Here is a 24,654-nt window from a genome sequence, read left to right on the forward strand (position 1 = left end):
CTGAGAGCATGCTTCTCAGGAGGCCCGGCTCTGCCGCGTCTCGGAACGGCTCGTCTCGTTGAGCAGCCGGCAGAGCGAAACCGCTTCACGACGGCTCAGGCCGATCAGCGCGATTTGCGAAAATTGCGCCGGCAGATCGTGAACGATGTCCCACACCATCCATCGGCCGTTCGGCTCCATGACACATTCGTAGCGCAATAATTGTTCCTGCATCCGACCCCCCGGCTTTGCTCATCGGACTGGTACAGCGTCGAGGTAAATGAGTTGTTGCGCCGCGAGAGTATTCCGCGGCTGTCAAAACCAGGCGTTGAATCCCCACAGGGGCGAACCCGACAGGTCACGGCTGACGGTGCCGATACTCTCGACAAGGCGGCAGGGCAGGGACGCTTCCGGCGTGAACGGCGGCCACCGCTAGAATTGGATCAGGCGTTGCGGCTCGCCATATGCGCGTCGAGCTTCCTCCTCGAGGGGCCGTAGCGCTTGATGATGGTCGCGGCCTCGCTTTGCGGTATGCCGTATTTGCGGGCAAAGGCAGCGACCTCGTAAGGCTCTTCGCCTGAGACCAGTTTGCGATCCTGCTTGGTCTTGGATTTGTCGTCGGCCATGGCGTCCTCCATCACATCTGGTCGTTATAGGGCTCCTTGGTCCGGCCGACCATCCTGGCCAGTTCGGCAAAGGACGGTACGCCGGTTTCACCCTGGGCATTGTTGGCCGCCTGCAGCAGCCTGAGCGGAAAGCAGACGGCGTCGCGGTTGGATGGCGACATGTCTTCATAGAGACGCTCCTCGCTGGTCATCGCCGCCTCGGCCCGGCGCAACGCCATGTCGACCTCGTCGACCGACAGCAGGCCCTTGTGGACCAGCGCGTTGTTGACGGCCGCGATCGCCATCATCAATCCTTCGAGCTGGAGATTGGCGACGTTCATCGTCTTGTGTCCTTGCCGGGCTTCTTGGCGGTGGCCTTGCCGTCTGGCCGGATCGCTGCGCGCGGCGGGTTCTGGCCCTCCGAATGCAGGGTCCTGTCGTCGAAATCGTCAGCCGGCCTGGTCAATCCCATGCCGCCGGGAGGTGGCTTGTTGCCGGCCGCATCCTGCGAAAATTCGTCGGCCGCGTCGGGGCTCGTCTTTGCCGGATATTTCCTCGCTCCGGTCTCGTAGCGGTTCGGGTCGTCGGCCATGTCCTGTGCTCCCGTTGCAATGAGCAGATAACTTTCATGCGGCGGCAGCGGTTCCGTGGCGAAATCGACCTTGCCGGTGCGCAAGCCTTCGCAATCTGCGACCACGACTACGAGGATTGCCCGAAGCGCAGAACCGATGCCGGACGGCAGAAGCAGACGCCAGGCAACGCGTCCCAGCCCGCAGCCGCGGCTGCAGGGGAAATCGGCTGGCCACCCTGAACCACCCGCCGGTCCGGCCGGCTGCCCCGAAGGTCTTTCCATATCCAGAGGATTGCAATGCCGCCACTATTGTGGGCAAAAGCAGCACGGGCAATCAGGTTGGGGTGGGGTGATGACCGAAACGCAAGGCAATTCAAGCCGTCCGCAGGGCAAGCCGGGGATGGCATCGGGGTCGATCGGTTCCGGCCTGATCGCACTCGTCATCGTGGCGCTCGGCGTCTTTGCGCTGTTTGGATCCTGGTACACGATCGATCAGGGCGACCGCGGCGTGCTTTTGACCAACGGAGCGCTGAGTTCGGTCGTTGATCCCGGACTGCATTTCAAGCTGCCGTGGTTACAGCGTGTCGAGAAGATCAGCCTGCGCCAGCAGGTGCTCAAATGGGGCTGCGAGAACCAGAACGATTGCAGCGGCCTGCCGGCCATGCAGGCCTATTCGCGCGACCAGCAACCGGCCGACATGCGCGTCACCGTCAATTTCCACGTGCCGGCCGCCGAAGTCAGCAACGTCTACACCAATTATGGATCGATCGAGGCACTGGCCGACCGCGTCATTGCCAGGAAAGCACCGCAGGAGATCAAGACGGTGTTCGGCCAGTACGACGCGGTGTCGGTTATCCAGAACCGGGCGAAGTTCAACAAGGACGTCGCCGAGGCCATCGCGGCAGTAACCGACGGCCCGGTGATGATCGACAGCGTGCAGGTCGAGAACATCGACTTCTCCGATGCCTACGAGCAGGCGGTCGAAGCCAGGATGACGGCGCAGGTCGAGGTGCAGAAGCAGGAACAGAACCTGCAGCAGGAAAAGATCAAGGCCGATATCGCCGTCACCCAGGCCAAGGGCCGCGCCGACAGCGTCAAGGCCGAAGCCGAGGCCAGCGCCTACAAGACCAGGGTCGAAGGCGATGCGACCGCGGGCGCCATCAAGGCTCGCGCCGCCGCAATCGCCAACAATCCGCTGCTGGTCGAACTGACCAAGGCGGAGAGATGGAACGGCGAATTGCCGAAGTCGATGATCCCGGGCTCGACCGTGCCGTTCCTCGAACTCAGCACGCCTGCCGCAGCATCGAACTGAGGCGCGGCGCAAACCAGATCAGGGCGGCGGCGCGATAGCCGTCCTGGTGCGGTTACGGCTGAAGCACGGCGCCTCGGGCGATTGCTTGCGTTTGACTTAGAAAAGCTGTCAGCAGCTCCATTCCCGCCGGCCAGTCGCCGAGCCCGCTGTCGCCATTGATGTGGCCAAGCGGTCCGGCGATATGGAGATCGCTGCCCCATCGCTCGGATTTCGCCCTGGCATAGTCCAGCGAGCCGTAGGGATCGTTGGTGCTGGCGACAATCAGCGACGGAAAGCGAAGCCGTTGTTGCGGTGCGTCGGCGAAGGCCCGGGCGGAGGAGGGGAAGGCCGGCGACGCAGGGTCCGGAACCGCGACCAGCAACGCGCCGCTGATCTTGCGGGTGGAGATCCGCTGCCAGTGTACGACGAGCAGACAGCCGAGGCTATGGGCGACGAGCACCGGCGGTGTCCTTGCCTGGCATACAGCGGTTTCCAGTGCGGCCACCCAGTCGTCGACGTCCGGCGCGTCCCAACTCGCCGGGTTGAACCGCCGCATCGCCGGGTTTGCCTGCTGCCAACGTGCCTGCCAGTGGGCTTCGCCCGATCCGCCGATGCCCGGCACAATGATGAAGTCGGTCATGCGAAGCCCTTCTTTCCTGATGCAGCGCGTGCAATTCTAGGTCTTCTCCCAGGTGGCGGAATGAGAGATCATCGGAAAGCAGCGACGAAATCCGATGGATTAAAGGGCGATCATGCGGAACGGCGATTATCGGCCAAGGCTCGATCCCACCGATCTGGCGATCATTGAGATCATGCAGGAGGATGGCCGCATCGGCATCTCCGAGCTTGGCCGCCGCGTCGGACTGTCCCAGCCCGCCACCTCGGAACGGGTGAAGCGGCTGGAGGAGCGCGGCGTCATCACCGGTTACAAGGCGGTGATCAATTCGGCAGCGCTCGGGCTCGGCACCATGGCGGTCATCCGCCTGCGCACCACGCATGAGCATATCCAGGCCTGCCTGAAGAAGTTCGCCCAATTGCCGGAGGTGGTCGAGGTGCTGCGGGTGACCGGCGAGGATTGTTTTCTGGTCAAGGTCGTGGTCCCGTCACCGCCCGATCTTGAAAGCATCGTCGACAGCATCGGCCGGTACGGCACGGTGACGACAAATGTGGTTCTGCGCGCCGAGCAACCGAAGCGGCTGGGACGCGAATTGATGACCAGGGCCTGACCGGTCTATCGCTTGGTCTGCGTATGCCCGACGGCATTGGCGAACGAGATGCCGCCCTTGATCTCGCGCATCGCCATCGAGGTGATCGTGCGCCGCACGCCGGGCAGCCGGCTGAGCTCCTCGCGCAGCATCCTGTCGAGCGCCATCATGTCGACGGTGACTATCTGCAGGAGATAGTCGGCCTCGCCAGTCGTGGCGTGGCAGCGGCGGATCAGCGGATGCTTCTGCACTGCCGCCTCGAAGGCGTCCGACAGTTCGAAATCGATCGACACCTGGATGAAGGCCTCGATGCCGAAGCCGAGCTTGGCCGGGTCGATCCGGGTCGAGTAACCGCGGATGACGCCGGCGTCCTCAAGCGCCTTGACCCGCTTCCAGCACGGCGTCTTGCTCAAGCCGACCTCGTCGGCGAGCGCGGCAAAGGAGATGCGGGCCTCACGTTCGAGCGCCGCGACGATCTTCCGGTCGACCGCATCCAGCATCATTCGTTCTTCCTATCCGCTTCAGATGCAGTGTTTGTCCTTCATTTTGCACCAATCGAATAACAGAAAGGGACAATGTTCGGCAAGAAGGCGATTAGACTCGGGAACGGGATCCAACAAGCGCCTGCGGCCCAACGGCCGCGGCAAGGAGCATGGCCATGGACAAGCAGGATTATTATGCCCGCATCGAAACGCCTGAGATGCGCGACTATGGCGTCTACCTCAAATGCGACAGGCTGCTGGCCTGCCAGAAGCCGCTGGCCGAGATGGTGAATGCCGACGAGCTGCAGTTCCAGATCGTGCATCAGGTCGAGGAGCTGTGGATGAAGCTCATCGCATATACGCTGGTCGATGTCGTTGATTTCCTGGAAAAGCAGGACACGCATCGCATCGTCACGCTGATGGGGCGCGTGCACCGGCTAATGTGGCTGATGACGGCGCAGCTCGACCTGCTCGAAACCATGTCGCCCAAGGAGTACCAGCAGATCCGGCTGCAACTCGGCAATGGCAGTGGCCAGGAATCGCCGGGTTTCAAGCAGCTGTTGCGCCTGCCGCCCGATCTGTGGCGGGCCTTCAAGGCGTCGTACCTCGACGACCGCGGCCTTTCGGTCGAGGATGTCTACGATACCGGCTACGATCACGGCGACAGCTATGTCGTTGCCGAAGCGCTGATCGAGTTCGACGAGCTGTTCCAGAAATTCCGTGCCAACCACCTCTATCTCATCCACCGCACGATCGGCCTCGGCGCGAAATCGCTGAAGGGCCGGCCGGTCGAATTGCTGGAAGCCGGCGCCCGCCACCGCTTCTTCCCGGAACTCTGGGACATACGCTGGGCGATGACCGACCGCTGGGGCAGCCAGTATGGAACGGTAAGGGAGCCGATCAGCAAGCCGGGGGTCAAGGTGGGGTAGTACAACCTTCCTTCTCCCCTTGTGGGAGAAGGTGGATCGGCGCGCAGCGCCGAGACCGATGAGGGGTGTTGGACGGAGTGCCGCCGGCGCCAAGCTGGAGCACCCCTCATCCGTCGCCTTCGGCGAGACCTTCTCCCACAAGGGGAGAAGGGAAGGCGCCACTTTGGTGCCGGCGCTTGTATCTCTCAGGTTTTTCGGGGGATGATGTCGGGCTTGCGGCTGGTGGTGCGTCCTTGGGGCACAACCACCGTAACTCTTGGGAGGACATCATGACCTTGGAAACCGCTCAATCAACCGTTCAGTCGCCGTGGCAGACCGCGGCAATCCTTATCGCCCGCCTGATCTTCGCCGCCGTCTTCCTGATGGCCGTGATCTTCAAATTCATCGATATCGGCGCCACCGCCGGCTATATCGCGGCGGCTGGATTTCCGTTCCCGCTGTTCCTGGCCTGGTGCGCAGCCCTGCTCGAGGTCATCCTCGTTCTATGTTTCCTGACCGGCGCCTTCTTCTCATGGGCAGCACTCGTCGCCGGCGCCTATGTGCTGTTCCTCGGCTTCGCCTTCCACGGGCCGTCGCACTGGGCCGGCAACCAGGCGGAGTTCGGCTTCTTCGTCGATCACTTCACCTTCCTGGCCGGGCTGCTGTTCGCCGCCGTGCACGGGCCGGGCAGGGTCCTGGCGCTGAGGCTTGGCAGGGGGTGATGCCCAATCTCGCATCCGGCGTTCTCGTAAAGGCGCTCAGAAGGGTGGCGACGATCCCGGCCGGGTCTATGACCGCGACCAGGGCCAGATCGGCAGCACGATCCGCACCAGCATCGTCGTGACGATCGAGAACGGCCGGGTACCGTCATTCCGGCCATCCGCAGGTCGCGCGCAATAAAAGCGACAGCTAAAGTACGAGCGTTCGAGGTTTATGCTTTTTGTAGATGCGCCTGCATTCCCTCTGTACTTCCAACTTTCGGCGGGCTAAGCAAGACATGGGTCTTGAGGGGGAATTCATGAACATCGCCACGCGTTTTGCTGCCGCCATGATCGGCACGTCTCTGCTTGCCGGCTGCACTACCTTGACCGAAGGCGAATTCAACACGATGCATACCACGCTTGAAGGCAGCCCTGTCACCAAGCGCGTGGCGATCAACGAATGCATTGCACGCGAGAGGTCCACGCCGCTCAACGAAAGAAAGACTTACGCAGCAATCATGAATGTCAGTGTCGCAAAATACGACAGCGCCTTTTGTGGCCGGCTCTTCAATGCCGTTGCTAATGGCAGGCTGACTTACGCGGACTACCGCAGGCTTTCCTCGCCGGGGGCCGACAGCAGCAAGTTGATCAAGATCCTGCAGGGCCGCTAGCAGGCGCCGCCAGCAGTCTTGCGACCCCGCCGCGGCAAGCCGTTGTCGCGGCGTCAGTTATGATCGCCGCGTCACATCTGGTCGTTGTAAGGTTCCTTGATCTGACCGACCATGCGCGCCAGTTTCGAAAAGGACGGCATGTCCGTCTCCGGCTGACATTGATTGGCCAACTCCAGCAACCGGATCGGGAAGTTGACGGCATCGCGGCTCGACGCCGACATGCCTTCGGACCTTTCCTCGTTGGTCTCGCTGGCTTCGGCCTTGCGCAAGGCGATGTCTATCTCTTCGACGGAGACCACGCCCTTGCGGACCAGGACCTGATTGATCGATGCGATGGCCATCAGCAGGCCTTCGAGTTGCAGATTGGCGACGTTCATGGCTTTTGCTCCCATTGGCTGGGGTTCAAACGCGCGAATGCCTGTTCTGATCCGCGGCTGCGGCTGCTCGTCGGCCGGTGAGATGCCTCGGCAAATGGAGGAAGCGCCAATTGCCGACGCTGCGTTCGCGCCCACAAAGTGGCTGGCGGGCAACGCGAGGCGCAGAAGAGAAATTCGGTTTTTTGTCGCCGCGCCACATTTTGTTCTTGCTTTGTGCCGGCAGCTATGCTACTAATTTGGGTATGGTGCCAATTGGCTCCAACGACCCGCCCACAGAGGCGGGTTTTTGTTTTCAGGCTTCTTTTTGATCGAACGTTGCTTGTGTTGCCGGCTTTAAGTCGGCGGGACAGCGCCCGGGACAGTACCCCCCTCTGGCCTGCCGGCCATCTCCCCCTCAAGTGGGGAGATTGGCGGTTTCGGCGTTGCGCTCTTCCTGCAACGTTGGAGATTGGCGAAAGCCGGCGCGAAAGCCGATCTCCCCCCAAGTGGGGGAGATGTCCGGCAGGACAGAGAGGGGCGCGAAGGAATGCAGCCTAGCGGTCTTCTTGGAAGGTCAATCGGGAGGCGGACAAGGCGAGGCGCTGAACGGAATTCGCATTTTTCTGCCGCCGTGCCACATTTTGTTCTTGCTTTGTGCCGGCAGCTATGCTACTAATTTGGGTATGGTGCTAATTGGCTCCAACGACCCGCCTCCCGAGGCGGGTTTTTTGTTTCAGGCCGGTTTGGAGACGATCACGGCGAGCGACGCGAGTTTTCCGTCACTCAGGCTTCGGATGTAGTTGCGGCGGCGCTGCAGGAATTCCGCGCCCATGACGACTTCATTTGCCTGCTGCTGCGCCGGCGAGGGCACGATGCCGGAATTGGCTCTCTTCAGCGCCAGCTCAACATGTTCGCCGGTTTCGTCGACGATTTCGTCGATGCGAAATCCGGCATCGACAAACAGGGTTTTCAATTTTTCCCGATCGGCGAGGTGGCTGGTCGCCGCAGAAACCGCCCAGGGCATGGGATAGTAGGGCTCGCCGCCGGCGAGCACGGCTTCGGTCCAGATCAGCCTGCCTCGCGGTTTCAGCACGCGCCAGGCCTCGTCGATGACCGCGGCTTTGTTCTCGATGTTCATGCCCACATAGAAGCAGATCGCCGCATCGAAGGTGCTGTCGCCAAAAGGCAGTTTCGTTGCGTCGGCCTGATGGAAGCGAACTTTGTCTGCCAGTCCGCTGAGTGCGGTCAGTCGGCTCGACGCGGCGACAAAGGCTGGTGTCAGGTCGATGCCGTCGACCTCGCAGCCATAGGCCGAGGCCAGAAACCTTGCCGGCCCGCCAATGCCGCTGCCGATATCCAGGATTCGATCTGTCGGCAAAGGAGCAAGACGGGCCGCATGCTCCTGCGTGGCGGTCAGTTCGCGGCCATGGAACTGATCGAACGGATAGAGTTGCGCGGCCGCGAGTTTGCCGGCCGGGTCGGCGTCCGGGATCGCGGCCAATATGCGATCGACGATGCCGTCGCTGCCCTCGCTGCCGTAGTGACTGGTGACATTGCCCATGACGCGTTCCCCTCAAGCGCAACCACCATCCCATCAACGCAAGTCTCACGCAATGCCCCGCCTTTTCGCCCCTCTTTCCATCCGTTCACCGACGGGGATGCGAAGTCGGCAGCGCATTTTTCTGCCGCCGTGCCACATTTTGTTCTTGCTTTGTGCCGGCAGCTATGCTACTAATTTGGGTATGGTGCCAATTGGCTCCAACGACCCGCCCGCCGAGGCGGGTTTTTCATTTCGGGCTCCTGTTCGACCGAATGTTGCGTGTGCTGCCGAGGTATGTCGGCGCGAATGAACGCGACCGACTATCCCGGTCCGCAACCACCTATCGTCCATAGATTTCCCAACGCGCCCGTGCGCCCATTTCAGAGAACACCCCATGTCCAACCGTTACGCCACCATCATCACCGACGATGACGGCCGCGAGGCCGTCAGCGCTATTGGCGAGTTCGCCGGCGCCGGACCCTATGCCCGCCATGGCCGCTTCGAGCAGGTCGCCGCCGGCGTGCGGATCGGCATGGTGCGTGGCGGTACCGTCGATGCGGTCGGCGGCTTCGGCTTCCCGTCGGGAGCACTCGACGGCAACGCGGTGGCAATTCTCAGGGCAAGGCTGAACGCCTTGCCCGACGCCGGTGCGATGAAGCCCGGCACGACGACCGATGCGAAACCGGCAAGCCAGCTGCGGAAGCCGAAGTCGGCACGGGCCGGCAAGAAGGCCAAGCCGCGCAGGCGCATCGTGCGGCCAGGCAACAAGAAGCCGATGTCCGCCGGGACGGCGGAGTAGGGCATGGCCAAGGCTCCTTCCGCCGGCGATCCGCAGCCGCACGATCAAGCACCCGGCAGCCGAACCAGGCGGGCGAAGAAGACGCTGGCCGACGGCTTTCTCGAAGCGATCCGCACCGATTTTCGCGCCCATGGCGCCGGCGTCATCGCCGAGGTGCGCGCCGAAAAGCCCGATCAGTATCTGAAGCTCGTGCTGTCGGTGCTGCCCAAGGATCTTAATGTCAACATCAACAATCTGGATGCATTGAGCGATGACGAAATCAGGCAGCGCATCCGCGGCCTCGAAGCCGTCCTTAGGCCGTTCCTCGAGAAGCCGGGCTTCGCAAAAGGCCTCGCAGAGCCGGGCGGCAAGGACGGAATATCTCAGCCTGCTGGCGGAGCTGGACCGGAGGCGCCGCACTAACCAGCTTGCCGCCTATCGGCCCTATCCCCGACAGGCCGAGTTCCACGCCGCCGGCGCGACCAATCGCGAGCGCCTGTTCATGGCCGGCAACCAGCTCGGCAAGACCAGGGCCGGCGGCGCCGAATGGGCGATGCACCTCACCGGCCGCTATCCCGATTGGTGGCAAGGCAAGGTTTTCGACTGTCCGGTTCGGATGTGGGCGGCCGGCGTCACCGGCGAAAGCACGCGCGACAATCCGCAGCGCATCCTGATAGGCCCGCCGCAGCAGCAGGCGGCATGGGGCACCGGCATGATCCCGGCCGACGCCCTCGTCAGCACGATGGCGGGACGGGCGCCGGGCGCGCTCGACAGCGTCGTGGTGCGCTGGGGGCGGCGGCGGCGACGTCCAGGCCGGTGAATCGGTGCTGTCGTTCAAGAGCTACGAGAAGGGTCGCGAGAAATGGCAGGGCGAAACGCTGCACGGCGTCTGGTTCGACGAGGAGCCGACGCTCGACATCTATTCCGAAGGGCTGACCCGCACCAACGCCACCGGCGGCATCACCATCGTCACCTTCACGCCGTTGCTCGGCATGAGCGATGTGGTGCTGCTGTTCTTGTCGGCTGAGCAGGTCGAGTTCATTGGTGAAGGGGAAGCAATCGGCTGAATAAGCCAGCCCGGCGCAATCATTATCCCAGCTGACTGTGGCGCACGGAATAAGTGTGGAGCACTTCTCTTGCAGCAAAATTGTAGTTATTTGGACGGAGGATGAGAGCCGTAACGGAGGGGTGGGCAGTGGGAAATCACTATCGGTCGCTAGTCGTGATCGGTGCAATAATGCTTTCAGGATGCGTAGTGACTGAGAGCCGGTTCAACACAATCAACGCTGGAATACAAAGAAGTCCAGCTTTCAAAAAGGATTTTATGACTCAGTGTGCGGTGGGATTAGGGGCAAAGCCACTAGCTTACCGCAAACAATGGGCAAGAATAATAAACACAAGTGTTGAAGCGTTGCCAGAGGTGTACTGCAAACGCTGGACTGATGCGGCGATGAGCGGGCGAATGACGTATGCGGATTACAAAAATGGATTGTCGCGACCTACCTACGAAAGTAAGTTGATCAAGATACTTCAGGGCCATTAGCCGGCCCGCCTGTGTTCGTCGCGCGCCGTCCCGGTTTTGCTCCAGCAAGGTATCTCGCATGAGCCGCCACTTCCCCTTCATGACCAGCGCGGTTGCCAAGCCATGATCCGGAACTAGACTGGCTACATTGGGCGGGAGATCACAACTATGAATAGACGAATGGTGTTGATCGGCGGCCTTTCGTCAATTGTCGTATCACCAGAAGGCAACGTCGGCATGTCAGCAACTTTTCCTCCTGTCCCGAAATGGCGGCCATCGTTTTCGCAGCCCATCGATCGCATCGAAGAGCGCTTTGGCTACTACTTCAACCAGGAGCGTGACTTTGCCATCCTTGAAAACGGCACCTGTGTGCTGACGGAGGCTGGTCTTTCCGATGGCGCTGCATCCTTGGCAGCCATCCAGACGCTTGCCGAGATCTACAACTACCACCCGGACATGAAACCGTCTGATATGGACGATGGCAATTTGTTGGTCAGTTACAATCATCCTGCCTTCAACGTCGTGCTGACCGACATTGCCAAGGCGCATTGGCCAGAGATCGAGGCTCGCCACCAGGACGGACTGACGACCGACGAGGTGTTGTTCACGCCGCTCGGGCAGAACGTATTCGATGATTTTGGCAAAAAGGCGCTGCTAGGCCGGTGCTACATGTTCATGGATGCACAGGCGCCGAAAGTCGTGCGCATCAAACGTCGGGCGATCTGATCCCGACTTTTCGACCGGCTCCGTGGCAGGTGTTCCGAGCGATGCAAACGGAGCTGCGAGGCGGGGCGTTGAAGCGCGCACCCGCCACCACGATTCAATGCCGCGAGGGTGAAAAACAATGACCCGTCACGTCACCTTCATGACCATCGACGATGCCGAGCACTATACGCCGCAGCAGCGCGCCGAGATCGTTGCCGCCTATCCGGCGCATGAGCGGGAAGCCAGGGCAAAAGGCATTCCGGTGCTCGGCTCCGGCCGCATCTTTCCGGTGGCCGAGGAGCTGATCGCCTGCGAACCGTTCCCGCTGCCGCGCTATTGGCCGCGGCTGGGTGCCCTCGATTTCGGCTGGGACCATCCCTCGGCGGCTGTCGAGCTCGCCTGGGATACGGAGGCCGATGTCGTCTATGTCACAAAGGCCTGCCGGGCTTCGCAGCAAACTCCGGCCATGCAGGCGGTGACCTTGAAACCGTGGGGCGATTGGCTGCCATGGGCATGGCCGCGCGACGGCCGCCGCGAGACGCTGGAAGGTGCCGGCACCGCACTTGCCAGGCAATATTCCGCACATGGGCTGAACATGCTCGCCAGCCATGCGCAGTTCGCCGACGGTTCGGTCTCGGTCGAGGCCGGGCTGATGGAAATGCTCGATCGCATGCAATCAGGCCGCTTCAAGGTGTTTTCGACGCTTTTGCCGTGGTTCGAGGAGTTCCGGCTCTATCACCGCAGGGACGGCCAGGTGGTGAAGCTGCGCGATGATTTGATGGCGGCGACGCGGTATGGCGTGATGATGCTGAGAGAAGCGCAGGTCGACCTGGCGGTGTTCAAGGCGGCGCGGCGGAAGGCCGGGCAAGCCGATCCGCTGGGGGCGTTTCGGTGAGGAAAATCGGGGAGGCAGGCAATGCGCTCCGGCTCCGATTGGAAAACTGTAGTGAACGTCCGTGGACGTGGTGTAGCATCGAATGATCCCGCTCAAGGGACGCATCGGCGTGGCCTCGCCGGGGCATTCGCCGATAGGGGAGGATCAGATGCAAAACGGAATTTCTCCAGACCACATACTGCAAATTGGCTTTGGGTTCTGGCCAGCCAAGACATTGTTGAGCGCCGTGGAACTGGGACTCTTCTCGCTGCTTGCGGACGGCCCCAAAACGGGCCTCGAACTGCAAGGCGCGATGGGGCTGCATCCGCGCGCAACGTATGATTTTCTCGACACCCTCGTCGCGCTCGGATTGCTGCAGAGGGACGGCGCCGGTGAAACCGGCAAATACGGCAATACGCCATCGACCGCGCTGTTCCTGGTCAAGCGGAGCCCCCAATACATCGGTGGAATCCTTGAGATGGCGAACGCACGACTGTATCGGTTCTGGGGCGATCTCACACCGGCATTGCAAACCGGAAAGCCTCAAAACGAGATCAAGGAGACAGGCAAGTCGATGTTCGGCGAGCTCTATGCGGACCCGGCGCGCCTGGAGCAGTTCATGGACGCGATGAGCGGCATCTCCATGGGCAATTTCACGGCGTTTGCCGAGAAATTCGACTTTTCCAACTATAAGACGCTGGCCGATATAGGCGGCGCAACCGGGCAGCTTTCGGCCATCGTCGCGGCGCGGCATCCGCACATGCAATGCCGGACGTGCGATCTCGCCGATGTGCAGCCGATCGCCGAACGGCGCTTGAGGGAGCGCAATCTCGGCGGCCGGGTCATCGCCGAGGCGATCGACTTCTTCGCGGACGAATTCCCCAAGGCGGACATCATCACGATGGGAATGATCCTTCACGACTGGAATCTCGAGAACAAGAAGATGCTGATCGCCAAGGCCTATCGTGCATTGCCGACCGGCGGCGCGCTGGTCGCCATCGAGAACATCATCGACGATGAACGCAGGCAAAACGGCTTCGGTCTCATGATGTCGCTGAACATGCTGATCGAATTTGGCGAGGCGTTTGACTTCACCGGCGCCCAGTTCACCGAGTGGTGCAAAGAGGCAGGGTTTAGTCGCTGCCAGATTATTCCATTGGCGGGACCTGCAAGCGCAGCAGTGGCTTACAAATAGAGGCTTGGCACCCGCGCGCAGTTCGCCGACGGTTCGGTGGCGGTCGGGCCGATGCTTGGCCGCATGCAATCAAGCCGCTTCAAGATGGTTTCGACGCTTTTGCCCTGGTTCGAGGAGTTCCGTCTCTATCATCGCAGGGACGGCCAAGTGGTGAAGCTGCGCCACGATCTGATGGCCGCGACCCGCTACGGCGTGATGATGCTGAGGGAGGCGCAGGTCGACCCGGCGATGTTCAAGGCCGCGCGGCGGAAGGCCGGGCAGGCCGATCCGCTGGGGGCGTTTCGGTGAGGAAGCGCCGAAAAGCTTAGCCGGGCTCCTTAGCCCATTCGCCGCCGCTGCCATGATAGGTCTCTGCGGAGAGCAAGAAAACCTGTGCGCAGGTCGTGCAGCGAAAGCGGTAACGAAGCAGATCGTCCCATGGTCCATCCGGGTTGAGATCCGAAAGCGGGATGACACTCGACATAGGACCACCCGGTACTTGCTGCAGAATACCGTCGCGTATGGCCTCTTTGGCCATCGTGATCGCCGCCGCGAGACAACCGGTGCTAAAGATCGTACGGGTCTCCTCGATCGGCGCGCAGTTACTACAAGTCATGCGCTTGTTCCCATAGGTACATCCACAAGTCACAGGCCAAGGAAATCCAGACGGCAAAGAGAGTCAATCTAGCTTGGCGCCTCGTTTCCCTAGGGCTCTCCGCTTCGCAGCGTGCCGGAAAGTGACCCAACATGACCCTCCGCATCATTCCCGCCACCCTGCGCGACCTCTCCTACATCGCCGCCAACCTCCGGCCCGAGGACCGGGCCGAGATCGATTGCCAGTTCGACCACTGGTCGCCGGCGCTGCTGGCGCTGACGGCGCTGCAAGGGTTTGCCTATGTCGCCGAGCTAAACGGCAATTCCGAGGCCGGCTTTGGCGCTGCCGAGCAGCGCGGCGGCTTATGGATCGCCTGGAGCTGGGGCACGCGCCGCATGAGGCGCTGCGTGCCTGGGATTACGGAATTCTTTCATGCCGTGCTCGGGCCTGAAGTTGCGGCGCGCGGCGCCTGGCGGGTCGAGGCGCGAGCGTTGGCCGCCAATGATTTGGCGCTGCGCTGGCTTGCCCGGCTGGGCGCGACGCAACGCTGCCGCCTGCCGGGCTATGGCCGGAACGGCGAGGATTTTCTGCTCTACGACTGGACAAGAGCCTCTCACTTTGGAGAAAACCATGTGCCTCTTCCAAAAACCGCCGGCGCTGAAGCCGTTGCCGCCGACGCCGACCATTGCCGACAAGGACGTGCAGGCGCGCGAAGCCGCCTTGCGGGCCCAGCTTGCGGCCAATGACGGCACCGCAGGAACGGTGAAGACCGATCTGTCGCCCAGTGAGCTGACCGGCCAGCGCCGCGTGCTGCTGGGGGTGTGACATGGGCGCCATGAGAAGAGTGTTCCGCAACCGGGTGCTGGCCTGGTGGTACTGGCGGCGGCATGCAAGGTTGGTGAAGAAGAGATAGACGGGAGCTTGCCTGCCGGGATCGCGTAAGCTGCGATCCTTCGCGCCCCGGGTGTTCAAGTGCATGCCTCTACAATTGCCCTGCGGTGTTCCGCGTTTTCCGTAACAGCCCAGCGCAAATCGTGTTCCTTCCGCACGGTTGACATTCCTCCCTCAGCCGCCATGCTGCATTGCAACATGGCCATCGAGGAGTTCGGCATGACAGAAGCCCGGTCATCGCGCATCGAGTGCCTGGACGGGCTTCGGGCGCTTGCCGCGATCTGGGTACTCATCGGGCACTGCTTGTTGTTGACCGGCTGGCAGATTCCTATTCTTGGCGAACCGGACCTCGGCGTCGATCTGTTCATCATGCTGTCCGGCTTCCTGATGGTGTTCCACTACCAGCTGCGCCAGGACAACGAGCCCTGGCAAAGGCCGGAAACCTGGCTGAAATTCTGGACCCGCCGCTATTTCAGGATAGCGCCGCTGTTCTACGTCATGCTGTTCGTTGCCCTGGCGCTTGGCCCCTATCTCTACGGGTCGAGAATGGTCATCGACGAGTTCCTGCTGCGGTCGCCACAGGCGCCCGAGCGTTATCTCGACAGCGGCCTGAAGAATATCGGCGCCCATCTGCTGTTCCTGTTCGGCCTGGTGCCGAATTTCGCCTATCGCACGCCGCTGCCCGATTGGAGCCTAGGCTTGGAGATGCAGTTCTATGCGCTGTTCCCGGCCATTATGCTGCTGGTGCGCAGGCTTGACTGGCTATGGGCGGCCATGCTGGTCGCCGCGATCGGCAGCGCGATGGTGTTCTTGATGGGACAATTGTCGGTCCACTTTCCGATGCCGTCGTTCCTGCCGTTGAAGATGCAGATTTTCCTGTGCGGGATGCTGCTGGCGGGCGTCGTCCATCAAAGGCAGAAGCGGCCTTTCGTGCATCTGGCACTGGCCATGCTGCTGGCGGCGCTGCCCTTCGGCGGCGGCTATGGGCTGGGCAAGCTGTTGATGCGGGAAGCGCTCGTCCTGGGGTTCTTTGCCCTGGTTCTCTACCGGATGCTGCCGGGAACGATGGGCATCGTGGCCAGAAAGATCGCCATGACGCTCGCCAACAGGTTCTTTCATTTGATGGGTGAGCTTTCCTTCAGCATCTATTTGATCCATCTGCTGGTTCTCCAGCCGGTGGCGGCTCTGGTCATCACCCAGTTCGGCCACGAGCTGTCGGCGCCGTTGCGCTTCGCGGTCGTTGTTGTCGTCGTCTTGCCGGTGGTGTGCCTGCTGTCCTGGATCACCTATACGCTGATCGAAGTACCCGGCCAGAAGATGGGCCGTTTCGTGGTGCAGCGCTTTGGGCGCAAAGCCGCGCTGGAGACGACGCCGGCGGAATAAGGCGCTTCCAATCTCCCCCCTTGAGGGGGAGATGTCGCCGAAGGCGACAGAGGGGGTCGCCGATCCACGCGAGACGACCCCCTCTGTCCTACCGGACATCTCCCCCTCAAGTGGGGAGATTGGCAGTTTCGACGTCCCGCCATCTTTCTTTTCCCATTCATCCATCAAGCGAGGCTGACCATGAGCGATTCCCGTGCTCGCGATATTCTATCGCGACAGGCTGAACTGGAGAGCGAGCGCAGCCAATACGAGCATGTCTGGGAGGCGGTGTCCGAATTCTGCGATCCCGATGCTCCCGACATGTGGAGCGGCCGCCGCCACGCGGGCACGGACTCGCAGGCCGAGCGGCAGGAGCGGCGCGGTGCGCGTGTCTACGCCAACACCATCAACTCGGCCGCCAACCGGCTGGCCGCCGGGCTGGAAAGCCTGATCATTCCGCAGTCGGAGAAATGGCACGGGCTGTCGACCGCGGCCATCAACGACGAGGAGACCGACGAGGAAAAGGAATGGGCGGAAGCGCTGCGCGATTTCCTTTTCTCGCTGCGCTACTCCGCCAATTCGAACTTCGTGCCGGCAACGCAGGCCTGCCTGCGCAATGTGGTGCGCTATGGCCCGGCCTATCTCTATGCCGAGGAAGGTTTTGGCGGCACGCTGATCCGCTATGCCTCGATCCCGGTGGTCGAGGGCTATCTCTCGCGCAACCGCTGGGGCCAGGTCGACATTTTCCACCGCCGCTACGAGCGCACGGCGCGGCAGGCGGCGCAATTGCTCGGCTACGACAGACTGCCGGCGCGGATCAAAATCCTGGTCGACGACCCCGCCAAATGCGAGACGAAAATCTCGCTGATCCAGTGCATCCAGCCGCGCGACGAGCGCAAGATGTACAGTCTGAGCGGCTCCTACCAGTATCTCGATACGGCGTTCGCTTCCTATCACGTCATCGAGGACGAGGAGGCGATCGTCAGGGAAAGCGGTTTTCGATCGTTCCCGGTGTCGTGCTTCAACTGGCGCCGCTACGAGGGCGATCCGTACGGCATCTCGCCGACCATCGAGGCGCTGACGACGGTGCGCGAGGAGAACGCGGTGCGGCGCTCCGGCCTGCGCGCGCTGCAGCAGATCACCGATCCGGCGACCGCCTCCAAGGCAAGGCTAGACTATGTGCCGGTGCTCAATCCCGGCGAGAACTATCCCGGCCTCATCGACGATGCCGGCCGGCCGCTGATCGCGCCGATCGCCACCGGCCAGAACCCGACCTATGCGTTCAATTATGCCGACAGCCGGGCCGAGGAGATCCGCGACATGATGTTCGTCAATCTGTTCCAGACGCTGGTACAGAACCCGCAGATGACGGCGACCGAAGCCTTGATCCGGCAGGAGGAGAAGGGCGCGCTGCTCGGGCCGTCCGGTTCGATCATCCAGGCCGGCTTTGCCAGCAATCTCGACCGCGAGCTGGGTATTCTGGAAGACAAGGGACTTTACGAGGAAGACAGCCGCTTCCTGCCGCCGGCGAGCCTTGCCGGCAAGGCGCTGCGGCCGACCTTCACCGGCCCGCTCGACGTGCTGCGCCGCTCGGCCGAGGCGCGCGACACCATCCAGGTGGTCACCACGGCCATGCAGATGGCGCAGTTCGATCCCGGCGTGATGGACAATATCGACGGCGACGCGGCGCTGAAGATCGTGCAGGGCGCCGGCCGCAGTCCGCAGCGCATTTTTCGCCGCCAGGACGAGGTGGCGGGCATCCGCGATGCCAGAGCCAAGGCTCAAGCTGAACAGGCCGGCATGGCGGCGATGGCTGCCGCCGGCAAGGTCGCCAGGGATGCCGTGCCGGCGGCAGTGCAGGCGCGCGACAGCGGCCTGCTCGACGGGCTCGGCGGGCTGATGCCGCAGGCTGCGCAAGATGCTTCGGGCGGGCAGGGCGTATGAGCCAAAAACGCTTCGCCCATTCCAGCCAGGCCGGCGGCCCGGCCAAGGCGCAGGATGCCCTGGCCAAGGCCTATCTCAGAGTGTTCTCGGGCCAGGACGGCGAAATGGTGCTGGCCGACCTGGCGGCCGCAACCGGCTATTACCGCCGCCCGTCCTATGGCGAATGGTTGGCCAAGACCAAGACGCCGAACGGCTTCGAGCTGCACAGCGCGCTGAGCAACGCGCGGGCCGAAGTGGTGCAGCATATTATGGGGTTTTTGACGCTGGACGAGGCGCAACTGGCTGCGCTGGAGAAGGCGGCGAGGCTGGAGGGGTAAGGTGCGGGGAGCACTGACCTTGCGGAGGCCATGACCCACTTCGGCTGATCATTGTGCAAGTTTACGAACCCGGTGTAATGCAACTCGTCCCTAGATCCCAACATGATGCTGGGACTATCTTCCAGAAGACGCTGCACCCGAATCGCCGAGGCGGATTTTCTTTGTGGGGAGAATAATCAAGTTATTGGATATCGTTGGACGGCTGTCAGATTTTGACGAAGAGGATACAATTTATGTGTCGGAGCCTTGGACCGAGGGTTCAGATGCAATGGTTGCGACCGAGCCGGAAGAGGGATTGGTGCCAGCGGAGGCAGCCAAAGCGGGCCTGACATACTTTATCGAGATATTCATTGCGAGGCCTGGGTTGCGTCGTTGAAGGAAAAGCCCAGCCTGTCGGCCATCTGTGAAAGGCTCATTTATTACGCCGAAAATGATGCGTAGGAAGTAAAAATGTCGACTGACCCACGTTATGATGGACAGCCGCTGCTTAGGCTACTGGAGCTTTATGTGCTCTGGGCCATCGGAGAACTTTCTCAGGAGTCGGAGGATGGCTTGAAAAAGATGGGCCCCAAACTGCAATCTATCTATGGCGGCGATGGACAATGGCATGACGCAATAGCCCAGTCTATGCACATGCCTGAGGGAATGCCGGCAGCAATCCGGGATATGTGGGCAAGGAACCTCAAAATCGCCCGCGACAATGATGTAACTCTCACACCGCAGAAATTTGCGGAGATGTTCGTGGACGAAAATTTCGTGGGTTGAACGGGTCTTCTCTTAGATTGCGCAGTAGCTAAGTTTCGCTCAAATCCACTGTGATCCGCATTGGACTCGTTTTGACGCCTGCCGGCCAACACCGCTGGACCGATTTCGAAAGCTGCCGGGCCGCCTCCGCTGCCGCTTCCGAATGTGGCTCATAGGATACAACGGCGACCGATAAGACCTTGCCGGCCTTGTCCAATGTCACCTCGAAAGTGGCTTTGACGTGATTGTCGACCGCCGTTACCGGCAAGACCAGACAATCGCCGATCCGCTCGACGCTGACGGCCTGCTTGGCCTGTGCGGAAACCGAACAAACAACCAGCAGTGAGGTCATCAAAAATCGCATCGTCGCCCCCTTTGGATAGCCGACGATAGCGCCGACGTTTAAGCAGCGGAAGGACCAAATCATCGGGGGAAACGGATGCGCGAGGTTGACGCTGCGCCCCTCTCCCCGTTCTACGGGGAGAGCGATGCCGGCAGGCAGGTGAGGGGCGGTGCCGGCATTTCAGAAGTTTGCGCTGCCCCTCATCCCCCTACCGGGACCTCCTCCCCGTAAAACGGGGAGAAGGGGCTAACGATCAATAATCGCCGTTGTAATAGCGGTCGTCGCAGGGGGCGGTGTAGATGCGGCCGCTCGTGCGATCCTGATAGCGGCAAAGCTGTTCGCTGCGCGGCTGCGGCGTGGTGGCATTGCCGACAACGGCGCCCAGCAGGGCGCCGGCTCCGGCACCGATGACCGTGCTCTTGGTGTTGCCGCCGATCGCCTGGCCGGCAAGCGCGCCGGCGCCGGCGCCGAGCAGCGCGCCGGTGCTGGTTCTCTGCTGTGCTTCGGTCTGCGCGCAGCCTGCCAATGCGGCAGTCACCAGCATGGCGGCAATGGCTCTGGACATGGTCATCGTCTGGTACTCCCTTGAAACCTATGAACTAATACACGGGCCGATTTTGCCAAGTACGGTCGCATTTGCGGCGGAACATAGGCACCGTGCCTCACGAAATAAGACATGGTTGTTTTTGTCTGACGGCCTGATCCGCAAAGAAAGTAACCGAACAAGACCCAAAGAGCTTCATCTCCAGTCGACCTTCGAGAGCCCTACGCTGCCTCGATCTGCATTACCTTCTTCGCCGCAGCGGCCAGAAATCCGGATCGGCTGTAGCCGTGGCGCTCCGCATATCGGTCAATCTGATCGAGGACATCTTCCGGAATGGTGACGTTGACACGCACGACCTTCGCAGCTTCAGCTTTCAAGGGAACCAGGATGGCGACACCGCTCAGATTGTCCTTGTCCGACATCACTTCCTCCAGGGATGACGGCTCGGGAATGGCCTCGCCATCCTCGACCAGCCCCTCGACATGAAAGGCCAGTGCTTCCCCGGCCATGGCACGGGCATCATCCAGGTTGACGCCGGCTGTCACCAGGCCCGGAAAATCGGGAAAGGAGACGCCGAAGTCGCTGTCCGCTTGCTTGTGGATCAATCCGATATAGTTCCGCATTTCTCTACCTCAGCTTCACGCCGGATTGTTCTTCAATACTCTTGAGAGTGCCGATCGGGATGTCGCGCTTGGGATGCGGAACTGTCACCCGGCCCGGCTTGGATTTGTGCTTGAACTGGGCGTGACTTCCTTTTCGAGCCACTTCGTACCAGCCATCCGCCAACAGCCTGTGAATGACATCGGCGCCCTTCATGTTGTGTATAAATACACATAACTGATCCAAATGTCCATGAGGATTTGCCGCAGTTTGCGTGCGGCGGTCCAATCGCTGCCTTTTTCAATCCCCGAAAAATCCCAAAAATGGAGAAATCAAATGACCCGAGGTCTTGCGCGGACGCTTTCGCGTGCCGCCGCCAGAGAAGCCGGCCTTGCCCCGCCCAAGGCGGGGCTCACCGCCAGGACGACCGGACAGGGCGGCGCCTACCGCACCGTCTTCTCCTTCAATGCCATGCCGGTGCCGGTCACCGATGCACTGGCCTATGCCAGCCAGAAGCTGTTCGATTTCATCGATGGCAAGATCCGCATCAGGGGCGGTACGGCCCGGCTGCAGTTCGCGGTGCTGACTACCCGCGCGTCGACCATCAACGACAATGCCGCGCTGACCTGGTCGCTCGGCTCGACGGCAGCGTCGACCCCAGCGCTCGCCTTGACGATGATCAATGTGCTGGCGGCGACCGGCCGCACGCTGGATGGCGCCGGTGCCGCCCTGTCGAGCGCGTCGGTTGCCGATGTCGCCGCCGCGCAGACGCTCGACGGCACCGTGACGCCGGTCGACCTCTATCTCAACCTGGCGTTTGCCATCGGCACCGACATCGATGCCGACGGCACGATTGCCGTTACGGGCACGATCACGCTGCTCTGGGAGAACTGGGGCGACAATGCCTGAGGCCGGCCGGCTTAGACCAGTGGCGTTCCGTCGGACCAGAATGCGTAGAGTTTCGCCCACCAGATAGCCGACTGAGGCCGCAGCCATGGCTTGAAATGGTCGGGGTGTGTGCTGCGATGCAGGCTCGGGTTCTGCAGATCTTCGAGCAGCCCGACGATCGCGGCTTCCCGCACGTGGCGATTGCCTTCGACGATCCAGCGCTCGACGACATCGAAAATGTCGCTGAAGCGATCTGTCTTTCCAGCTTCGAGATGGTGAATCAGGTGGAGAGCCAGCTCCGACAAGGCAAGATACAGCGGCTCTTCCGCCTCATCGCGCCATTCATCGTGGAATCTGTCCCATTGCCCACGGAACGACGGATCGGCCGCCATGAGCGGCTCGAACATGTTCGAGCCGTCGAAGGCGAAATCTGCGGCCTCGTTCTCTCCGGTCATGCTGCCTCTTTTCGCGCGGCAGCTCCGGACTGGCAAGCTTTAAGCCCGGCTGAACCAGCCGGCACTTTTCATTGAACCCTAAGTAAAGGAATCTTCTCATGACAGATCTGGCAGACGCCGGGTCCGTGGTGGCGGCGCCACCGGCGGGCAACCTTGCACGGCCACCGGCAAACGGGGACAACTGGTCCGCCCCGCCTGCGGCCAAAAGCTGGTTTGACGGTCTTTCCGAAGGCAACCGCAAGCTTGCTGAAACCAAGGGCTGGACCAAGCCTGAAAGCCTCGATCGGGTCTTCGCCTCCTATGCGGAGCTGGAGCGGCAGCAGGGCGAGAGCCTGCGCGTTCCGGCAGCCGATGCAGCCGCGGAAGACTGGGACAGGTTCCATGCCCGGCTGCCCGAGGCGATGCGTCCGCTGACCTCACCCGAGAAGGTCGAGTACCGGCGCCCCGACGGGCTCCCCGAAAACTTCGCCTATTCGGACGAGCTCGCCAATGCGTCCAAGACCTGGGCGGTCGAGGCAGGTGCTACCCCGAAGGTCGCACAGGCCTATCACGACCGCTTCGTCGGCTACATGGCCGAGCAGGCCAAGGCACAGCAAATCGCTGTTGCCCGCTCGGTCGAGACGACCCACGACGACCTCGTCAGGGATTGGGGACCGACCGGCAGCGATGGCTTTCGCCAGAAGCTCGAGGTCGCCAACCGGGCGATGAAGAAGCTCGGACTGGTCAATGCCTACAAGGCGAAGGGCATCCTTCTGCCGGACGGTGCCTTGACCGACCCGCAGATCGCCAAGGCGTTCCACGCCATCGGCGAGGCGATGTTCCGCGAAGACACGATCGACGGCAATGCTGCCTTGAGCGGAGGCAATCCCTTCAAGCGCAATGCCGCCGGCGAGCGCAACCTGACTGGCATCTCGGCGCTGGTCAAAAGCGACCCCGCCCGCGCCCGGCGGCTGGCACGCGAGGCCGGCGAAAATCCCGACCTGTGGATGCCCAACAATCCTCTTTAACCCGAACCTGAAGGAAGACAAAAATGGCAGACGCCTATACCCGTATCGCGGACGCGATCGTTCCGTCCGTCTATGCGCAATACTCGTTCGAGGAGCACGTCCAGTCGCTGGAGATTTACCAGGCCGGGATCCTGTTTTCCGACCCGTCGATCGCCTCGAAGCTCAGCCTGGGCGGACGTTCCGTCGACATGCCCGGCTGGAAGGACCTCGGCAACGATCCGTCCGAGCCGGTCAATGACGACCCGGCCGACTCGATCGAGATGAAGAAGATCGGTGCGCGCCGCGAAGTCGCGGCCCGCAATGTGCGTGCGCAGGCCTGGGGCATCCCGGATCTGACCTCGATCCTTGCCGGCGACGATCCGCAGAAGCTTATCGTGCGCCGCCAGACCGACTACTGGCAGCGCGCCAACAAGCTGACGCTGCTGGGCATACTGAAAGGCGTGCTGGCCGACAACATCGCCAATGACGGCAGTGACCTGGTGCGCGTCACCGGCGCCTCCATCGTCGACACCGACATCATCGAGGCCGCCTATCTGATGGGCGACCGCGCCGACAAGTTCAAGACGATCTGGATGCATTCGAAACAGATGAAGGCGCTGAAGCTCGCCGACCTCATCGACTATGTGCCGTCGTCCGAGCAGGGCGGGCCGCTGATCCCCTATTACATGGGGCTCAGGGCCGTCGTCGACGACGACATTCCGGTTGCCGGCGGCGTCTACACGGCGTTCATGTTCAAGGACCAGGCGATCCTTTGGAACGAGCTGCCGGTCAACACCGAAGGCGGGCCGCTCGAGTTCGACCGCAAGCCGCGGCAGGGCCATGGCGGTGGTGTCACCGAAATGGTCGGCCGCCGGCATTTCGTGCCGCATGTGCCGGGCACCCGCTTCCTCGATGCGTCCTCGGCCGGCGAATTCGCCACCGATGCCGAGCTGGCACTGGCGGCAAACTGGGACCGCACGGCGTCGAGCGTCAAGCACATGACGTTCATCGCGCTGAAGACGACCGAGGCCTGATCGGGCGAAGGGGGGCGGGCGTCAGACGTCCCGCCCCTTCGGGACACCAGGTCGGCCACCGTGGCGACCCGCAAGTTCACCCGCTGCGCTGCGTCGGAGTGATGTGAATTTTGGCGTTCGCTACAACATTCATGTTGCCCTTTGGCCAATCGACGGCACCAAACAGTTACAAGAAAGGGCGATGCTGCCTTGTCTTGGTAAGGGAGGTCACCATGAACATGAAGTACAAAACAGTTCAGGAAGTGCTCCGAAAAGCGGGCATTGTCATGAGTAAGAAGGGGGAAGTTCATCGCATAAACTTCTTCAGCGGCCTGGAAGACACCGCCTACTACACGCCAAGTCTTCAGGATGCCCTGGACAGGGGCTTGGCTTTGGCGGGAGGTGCCGGAAGGGTGAAAGCAAGCGTCTTTGCCACGTCAGCTGAAACAGGGATCTCGACCGGCGCACGCATCGGCTGACACAATTCATGCAAGACATCGCCGCGTTGCGCGGCGGTGTCGTGAAACTGCAATAGCCGAAGCATTGCCGTCTTCCTTGCTCGAATGGGAAAAAGACGGCTGACGAAGCGTCTGCCACGCCGTTTCATGAC

At 61.8% G+C, this 24,654-nt stretch carries 35 protein-coding genes; 22 read left to right on the forward strand and 13 right to left on the reverse strand.

Annotated features, from left to right (window positions below; genetic code table 11):
• Positions 1 to 15 precede the first annotated feature (15 nt).
• The 4 genes from NKI41_RS22080 to NKI41_RS22095 all read right to left on the reverse strand — a co-directional run bounded on the left by NKI41_RS22080 (position 16) and on the right by NKI41_RS22095 (position 1,281).
• Positions 16 to 213: a hypothetical protein gene (locus NKI41_RS22080; protein ID WP_352472094.1), complete on the reverse strand. Its 198-nt coding sequence runs from the start codon at positions 211 to 213 to the stop codon at positions 16 to 18.
• Between the two features lie 209 nt (positions 214 to 422).
• Entirely contained in the window at positions 423 to 605 is a 183-nt protein-coding gene (locus tag NKI41_RS22085; RefSeq protein WP_023675702.1) for a DUF3606 domain-containing protein, read from the reverse strand.
• Between the two features lie 11 nt (positions 606 to 616).
• On the reverse strand, positions 617 to 925 hold the full coding sequence (locus NKI41_RS22090; RefSeq protein ID WP_352472092.1) for a hypothetical protein: 309 nt from the start codon (positions 923 to 925) through the stop codon (positions 617 to 619).
• Entirely contained in the window at positions 922 to 1,281 is a 360-nt protein-coding gene (locus NKI41_RS22095; protein ID WP_352685189.1) for a hypothetical protein, read from the reverse strand. Before NKI41_RS22095 ends, NKI41_RS22090 begins: the two co-directional genes overlap by 4 nt.
• Positions 1,282 to 1,507: 226 nt before the next feature.
• Here NKI41_RS22095 and NKI41_RS22100 point away from each other — a divergent pair, with 226 nt between their 5' ends.
• Complete coding sequence (locus NKI41_RS22100) at positions 1,508 to 2,467, forward strand: prohibitin family protein (protein ID WP_352465360.1); 960 nt, start codon at positions 1,508 to 1,510, stop codon at positions 2,465 to 2,467.
• A 52-nt stretch (positions 2,468 to 2,519) separates the two neighbouring features.
• Here the strand turns inward: NKI41_RS22100 and NKI41_RS22105 are convergent, their stop codons facing one another.
• Positions 2,520 to 3,086, reverse strand: a complete 567-nt coding sequence (locus NKI41_RS22105; RefSeq protein WP_352685191.1) for an RBBP9/YdeN family alpha/beta hydrolase — start codon at positions 3,084 to 3,086, stop codon at positions 2,520 to 2,522.
• A 112-nt stretch (positions 3,087 to 3,198) separates the two neighbouring features.
• On the opposite strand from NKI41_RS22105, the gene NKI41_RS22110 reads away from it, so the two are divergent.
• Complete coding sequence (locus NKI41_RS22110) at positions 3,199 to 3,672, forward strand: Lrp/AsnC family transcriptional regulator (RefSeq protein WP_352472087.1); 474 nt, start codon at positions 3,199 to 3,201, stop codon at positions 3,670 to 3,672.
• Between the two features lie 5 nt (positions 3,673 to 3,677).
• Here NKI41_RS22110 and NKI41_RS22115 read toward each other — a convergent pair whose 3' ends face one another.
• Positions 3,678 to 4,154 carry an Lrp/AsnC family transcriptional regulator gene (locus NKI41_RS22115; RefSeq protein ID WP_502897310.1) on the reverse strand — a complete coding sequence of 159 codons (477 nt, stop codon included), beginning with the start codon at positions 4,152 to 4,154 and terminating at the stop codon, positions 3,678 to 3,680.
• A gap of 155 nt (positions 4,155 to 4,309) precedes the next feature.
• On the opposite strand from NKI41_RS22115, the gene NKI41_RS22120 reads away from it, so the two are divergent.
• The 3 genes from NKI41_RS22120 to NKI41_RS22130 all read left to right on the forward strand — a co-directional run bounded on the left by NKI41_RS22120 (position 4,310) and on the right by NKI41_RS22130 (position 6,413).
• Positions 4,310 to 5,062, forward strand: a complete 753-nt coding sequence (locus NKI41_RS22120) for a tryptophan 2,3-dioxygenase family protein (protein WP_352685193.1) — start codon at positions 4,310 to 4,312, stop codon at positions 5,060 to 5,062.
• A 269-nt stretch (positions 5,063 to 5,331) separates the two neighbouring features.
• Positions 5,332 to 5,763 carry a DoxX family protein gene (locus tag NKI41_RS22125; protein ID WP_352685195.1) on the forward strand — a complete coding sequence of 144 codons (432 nt, stop codon included), beginning with the start codon at positions 5,332 to 5,334 and terminating at the stop codon, positions 5,761 to 5,763.
• A 296-nt stretch (positions 5,764 to 6,059) separates the two neighbouring features.
• Entirely contained in the window at positions 6,060 to 6,413 is a 354-nt protein-coding gene (locus tag NKI41_RS22130; RefSeq protein ID WP_352685197.1) for a hypothetical protein, read from the forward strand.
• Positions 6,414 to 6,484: 71 nt separating this feature from the next.
• On the opposite strand, the gene NKI41_RS22135 is transcribed toward NKI41_RS22130, so the two are convergent.
• Together NKI41_RS22135 and NKI41_RS22140 are read right to left on the reverse strand one after the other, a co-directional pair.
• On the reverse strand, positions 6,485 to 6,790 hold the full coding sequence (locus NKI41_RS22135; protein WP_352472199.1) for a hypothetical protein: 306 nt from the start codon (positions 6,788 to 6,790) through the stop codon (positions 6,485 to 6,487).
• A gap of 712 nt (positions 6,791 to 7,502) precedes the next feature.
• Positions 7,503 to 8,330 (reverse strand): class I SAM-dependent methyltransferase, encoded by an 828-nt coding sequence (locus tag NKI41_RS22140; RefSeq protein WP_352685199.1) that lies wholly within the window; start codon positions 8,328 to 8,330, stop codon positions 7,503 to 7,505.
• A 373-nt stretch (positions 8,331 to 8,703) separates the two neighbouring features.
• Between NKI41_RS22140 and NKI41_RS22145 the strand changes: the two genes are divergently transcribed.
• From NKI41_RS22145 to NKI41_RS22200, 13 genes are all read left to right on the forward strand, one after another.
• The gene (locus tag NKI41_RS22145) at positions 8,704 to 9,108 is read left to right on the forward strand and encodes a hypothetical protein (RefSeq protein ID WP_352685201.1); all 405 of its coding nucleotides are present in this window, start codon (positions 8,704 to 8,706) and stop codon (positions 9,106 to 9,108) included.
• A gap of 3 nt (positions 9,109 to 9,111) precedes the next feature.
• Positions 9,112 to 9,510: a hypothetical protein gene (locus tag NKI41_RS22150; protein ID WP_352685203.1), complete on the forward strand. Its 399-nt coding sequence runs from the start codon at positions 9,112 to 9,114 to the stop codon at positions 9,508 to 9,510.
• 79 nt (positions 9,511 to 9,589) lie between these two features.
• On the forward strand, positions 9,590 to 9,907 hold the full coding sequence (locus tag NKI41_RS33310; protein WP_502901229.1) for a terminase large subunit domain-containing protein: 318 nt from the start codon (positions 9,590 to 9,592) through the stop codon (positions 9,905 to 9,907).
• Positions 9,908 to 9,911: 4 nt separating this feature from the next.
• Positions 9,912 to 10,154 (forward strand): terminase large subunit domain-containing protein, encoded by a 243-nt coding sequence (locus NKI41_RS33315; RefSeq protein ID WP_502901230.1) that lies wholly within the window; start codon positions 9,912 to 9,914, stop codon positions 10,152 to 10,154.
• Between the two features lie 635 nt (positions 10,155 to 10,789).
• The gene (locus NKI41_RS22160; RefSeq protein ID WP_352458173.1) at positions 10,790 to 11,335 is read left to right on the forward strand and encodes a hypothetical protein; all 546 of its coding nucleotides are present in this window, start codon (positions 10,790 to 10,792) and stop codon (positions 11,333 to 11,335) included.
• Positions 11,336 to 11,453: 118 nt separating this feature from the next.
• Positions 11,454 to 12,209 carry a phage terminase large subunit family protein gene (locus NKI41_RS22165; RefSeq protein WP_352685205.1) on the forward strand — a complete coding sequence of 252 codons (756 nt, stop codon included), beginning with the start codon at positions 11,454 to 11,456 and terminating at the stop codon, positions 12,207 to 12,209.
• 82 nt (positions 12,210 to 12,291) lie between these two features.
• Positions 12,292 to 13,383: a methyltransferase gene (locus tag NKI41_RS22170; protein WP_352685207.1), complete on the forward strand. Its 1,092-nt coding sequence runs from the start codon at positions 12,292 to 12,294 to the stop codon at positions 13,381 to 13,383.
• 51 nt (positions 13,384 to 13,434) lie between these two features.
• Positions 13,435 to 13,671 carry a hypothetical protein gene (locus NKI41_RS22175; RefSeq protein WP_352472079.1) on the forward strand — a complete coding sequence of 79 codons (237 nt, stop codon included), beginning with the start codon at positions 13,435 to 13,437 and terminating at the stop codon, positions 13,669 to 13,671.
• A 438-nt stretch (positions 13,672 to 14,109) separates the two neighbouring features.
• Positions 14,110 to 14,703, forward strand: coding sequence for a hypothetical protein (locus NKI41_RS22180; RefSeq protein ID WP_352685209.1), 594 nt, complete (start codon positions 14,110 to 14,112; stop codon positions 14,701 to 14,703).
• A gap of 364 nt (positions 14,704 to 15,067) precedes the next feature.
• Positions 15,068 to 16,231 carry an acyltransferase family protein gene (locus NKI41_RS22185; RefSeq protein ID WP_352685211.1) on the forward strand — a complete coding sequence of 388 codons (1,164 nt, stop codon included), beginning with the start codon at positions 15,068 to 15,070 and terminating at the stop codon, positions 16,229 to 16,231.
• Positions 16,232 to 16,411: 180 nt separating this feature from the next.
• Complete coding sequence (locus tag NKI41_RS22190; protein ID WP_352685213.1) at positions 16,412 to 18,154, forward strand: portal protein; 1,743 nt, start codon at positions 16,412 to 16,414, stop codon at positions 18,152 to 18,154.
• Positions 18,151 to 18,471: a Bbp19 family protein gene (locus tag NKI41_RS22195; protein ID WP_352685215.1), complete on the forward strand. Its 321-nt coding sequence runs from the start codon at positions 18,151 to 18,153 to the stop codon at positions 18,469 to 18,471. Before NKI41_RS22190 ends, NKI41_RS22195 begins: the two co-directional genes overlap by 4 nt.
• Positions 18,472 to 18,921: 450 nt before the next feature.
• Positions 18,922 to 19,236 carry a hypothetical protein gene (locus NKI41_RS22200; protein WP_031211512.1) on the forward strand — a complete coding sequence of 105 codons (315 nt, stop codon included), beginning with the start codon at positions 18,922 to 18,924 and terminating at the stop codon, positions 19,234 to 19,236.
• 28 nt (positions 19,237 to 19,264) lie between these two features.
• On the opposite strand, the gene NKI41_RS22205 is transcribed toward NKI41_RS22200, so the two are convergent.
• From NKI41_RS22205 to NKI41_RS22220, 4 genes are all read right to left on the reverse strand, one after another.
• Positions 19,265 to 19,642, reverse strand: a complete 378-nt coding sequence (locus NKI41_RS22205; RefSeq protein WP_352685217.1) for a hypothetical protein — start codon at positions 19,640 to 19,642, stop codon at positions 19,265 to 19,267.
• A gap of 169 nt (positions 19,643 to 19,811) precedes the next feature.
• Complete coding sequence (locus NKI41_RS22210) at positions 19,812 to 20,129, reverse strand: YMGG-like glycine zipper-containing protein (protein WP_352453776.1); 318 nt, start codon at positions 20,127 to 20,129, stop codon at positions 19,812 to 19,814.
• A 194-nt stretch (positions 20,130 to 20,323) separates the two neighbouring features.
• Positions 20,324 to 20,725: a type II toxin-antitoxin system HicB family antitoxin gene (locus NKI41_RS22215; RefSeq protein ID WP_352541138.1), complete on the reverse strand. Its 402-nt coding sequence runs from the start codon at positions 20,723 to 20,725 to the stop codon at positions 20,324 to 20,326.
• A 4-nt stretch (positions 20,726 to 20,729) separates the two neighbouring features.
• Positions 20,730 to 20,918: a type II toxin-antitoxin system HicA family toxin gene (locus tag NKI41_RS22220; RefSeq protein ID WP_352685231.1), complete on the reverse strand. Its 189-nt coding sequence runs from the start codon at positions 20,916 to 20,918 to the stop codon at positions 20,730 to 20,732.
• A gap of 120 nt (positions 20,919 to 21,038) precedes the next feature.
• Between NKI41_RS22220 and NKI41_RS22225 the strand changes: the two genes are divergently transcribed.
• Positions 21,039 to 21,611 carry a hypothetical protein gene (locus tag NKI41_RS22225; RefSeq protein ID WP_352685218.1) on the forward strand — a complete coding sequence of 191 codons (573 nt, stop codon included), beginning with the start codon at positions 21,039 to 21,041 and terminating at the stop codon, positions 21,609 to 21,611.
• 11 nt (positions 21,612 to 21,622) lie between these two features.
• On the opposite strand, the gene NKI41_RS22230 is transcribed toward NKI41_RS22225, so the two are convergent.
• Positions 21,623 to 22,045, reverse strand: coding sequence for a DUF7674 family protein (locus NKI41_RS22230; RefSeq protein ID WP_352472071.1), 423 nt, complete (start codon positions 22,043 to 22,045; stop codon positions 21,623 to 21,625).
• A 98-nt stretch (positions 22,046 to 22,143) separates the two neighbouring features.
• On the opposite strand from NKI41_RS22230, the gene NKI41_RS22235 reads away from it, so the two are divergent.
• The 3 genes from NKI41_RS22235 to NKI41_RS22245 all read left to right on the forward strand — a co-directional run bounded on the left by NKI41_RS22235 (position 22,144) and on the right by NKI41_RS22245 (position 24,523).
• Positions 22,144 to 23,052, forward strand: a complete 909-nt coding sequence (locus NKI41_RS22235) for a hypothetical protein (RefSeq protein WP_352685219.1) — start codon at positions 22,144 to 22,146, stop codon at positions 23,050 to 23,052.
• Between the two features lie 23 nt (positions 23,053 to 23,075).
• The gene (locus NKI41_RS22240) at positions 23,076 to 24,065 is read left to right on the forward strand and encodes a Coat protein (protein WP_352472068.1); all 990 of its coding nucleotides are present in this window, start codon (positions 23,076 to 23,078) and stop codon (positions 24,063 to 24,065) included.
• A gap of 212 nt (positions 24,066 to 24,277) precedes the next feature.
• A complete protein-coding gene (locus NKI41_RS22245) occupies positions 24,278 to 24,523 on the forward strand; it encodes a hypothetical protein (protein ID WP_352472067.1) in 246 nt (81 codons plus the stop codon).
• The last annotated feature ends 131 nt before the right edge of the window (positions 24,524 to 24,654 follow it).

Origin of the sequence: Mesorhizobium sp. M0601, assembly GCF_040320845.1 — a bacterium.
Classification (GTDB): domain Bacteria; phylum Pseudomonadota; class Alphaproteobacteria; order Rhizobiales; family Rhizobiaceae; genus Mesorhizobium.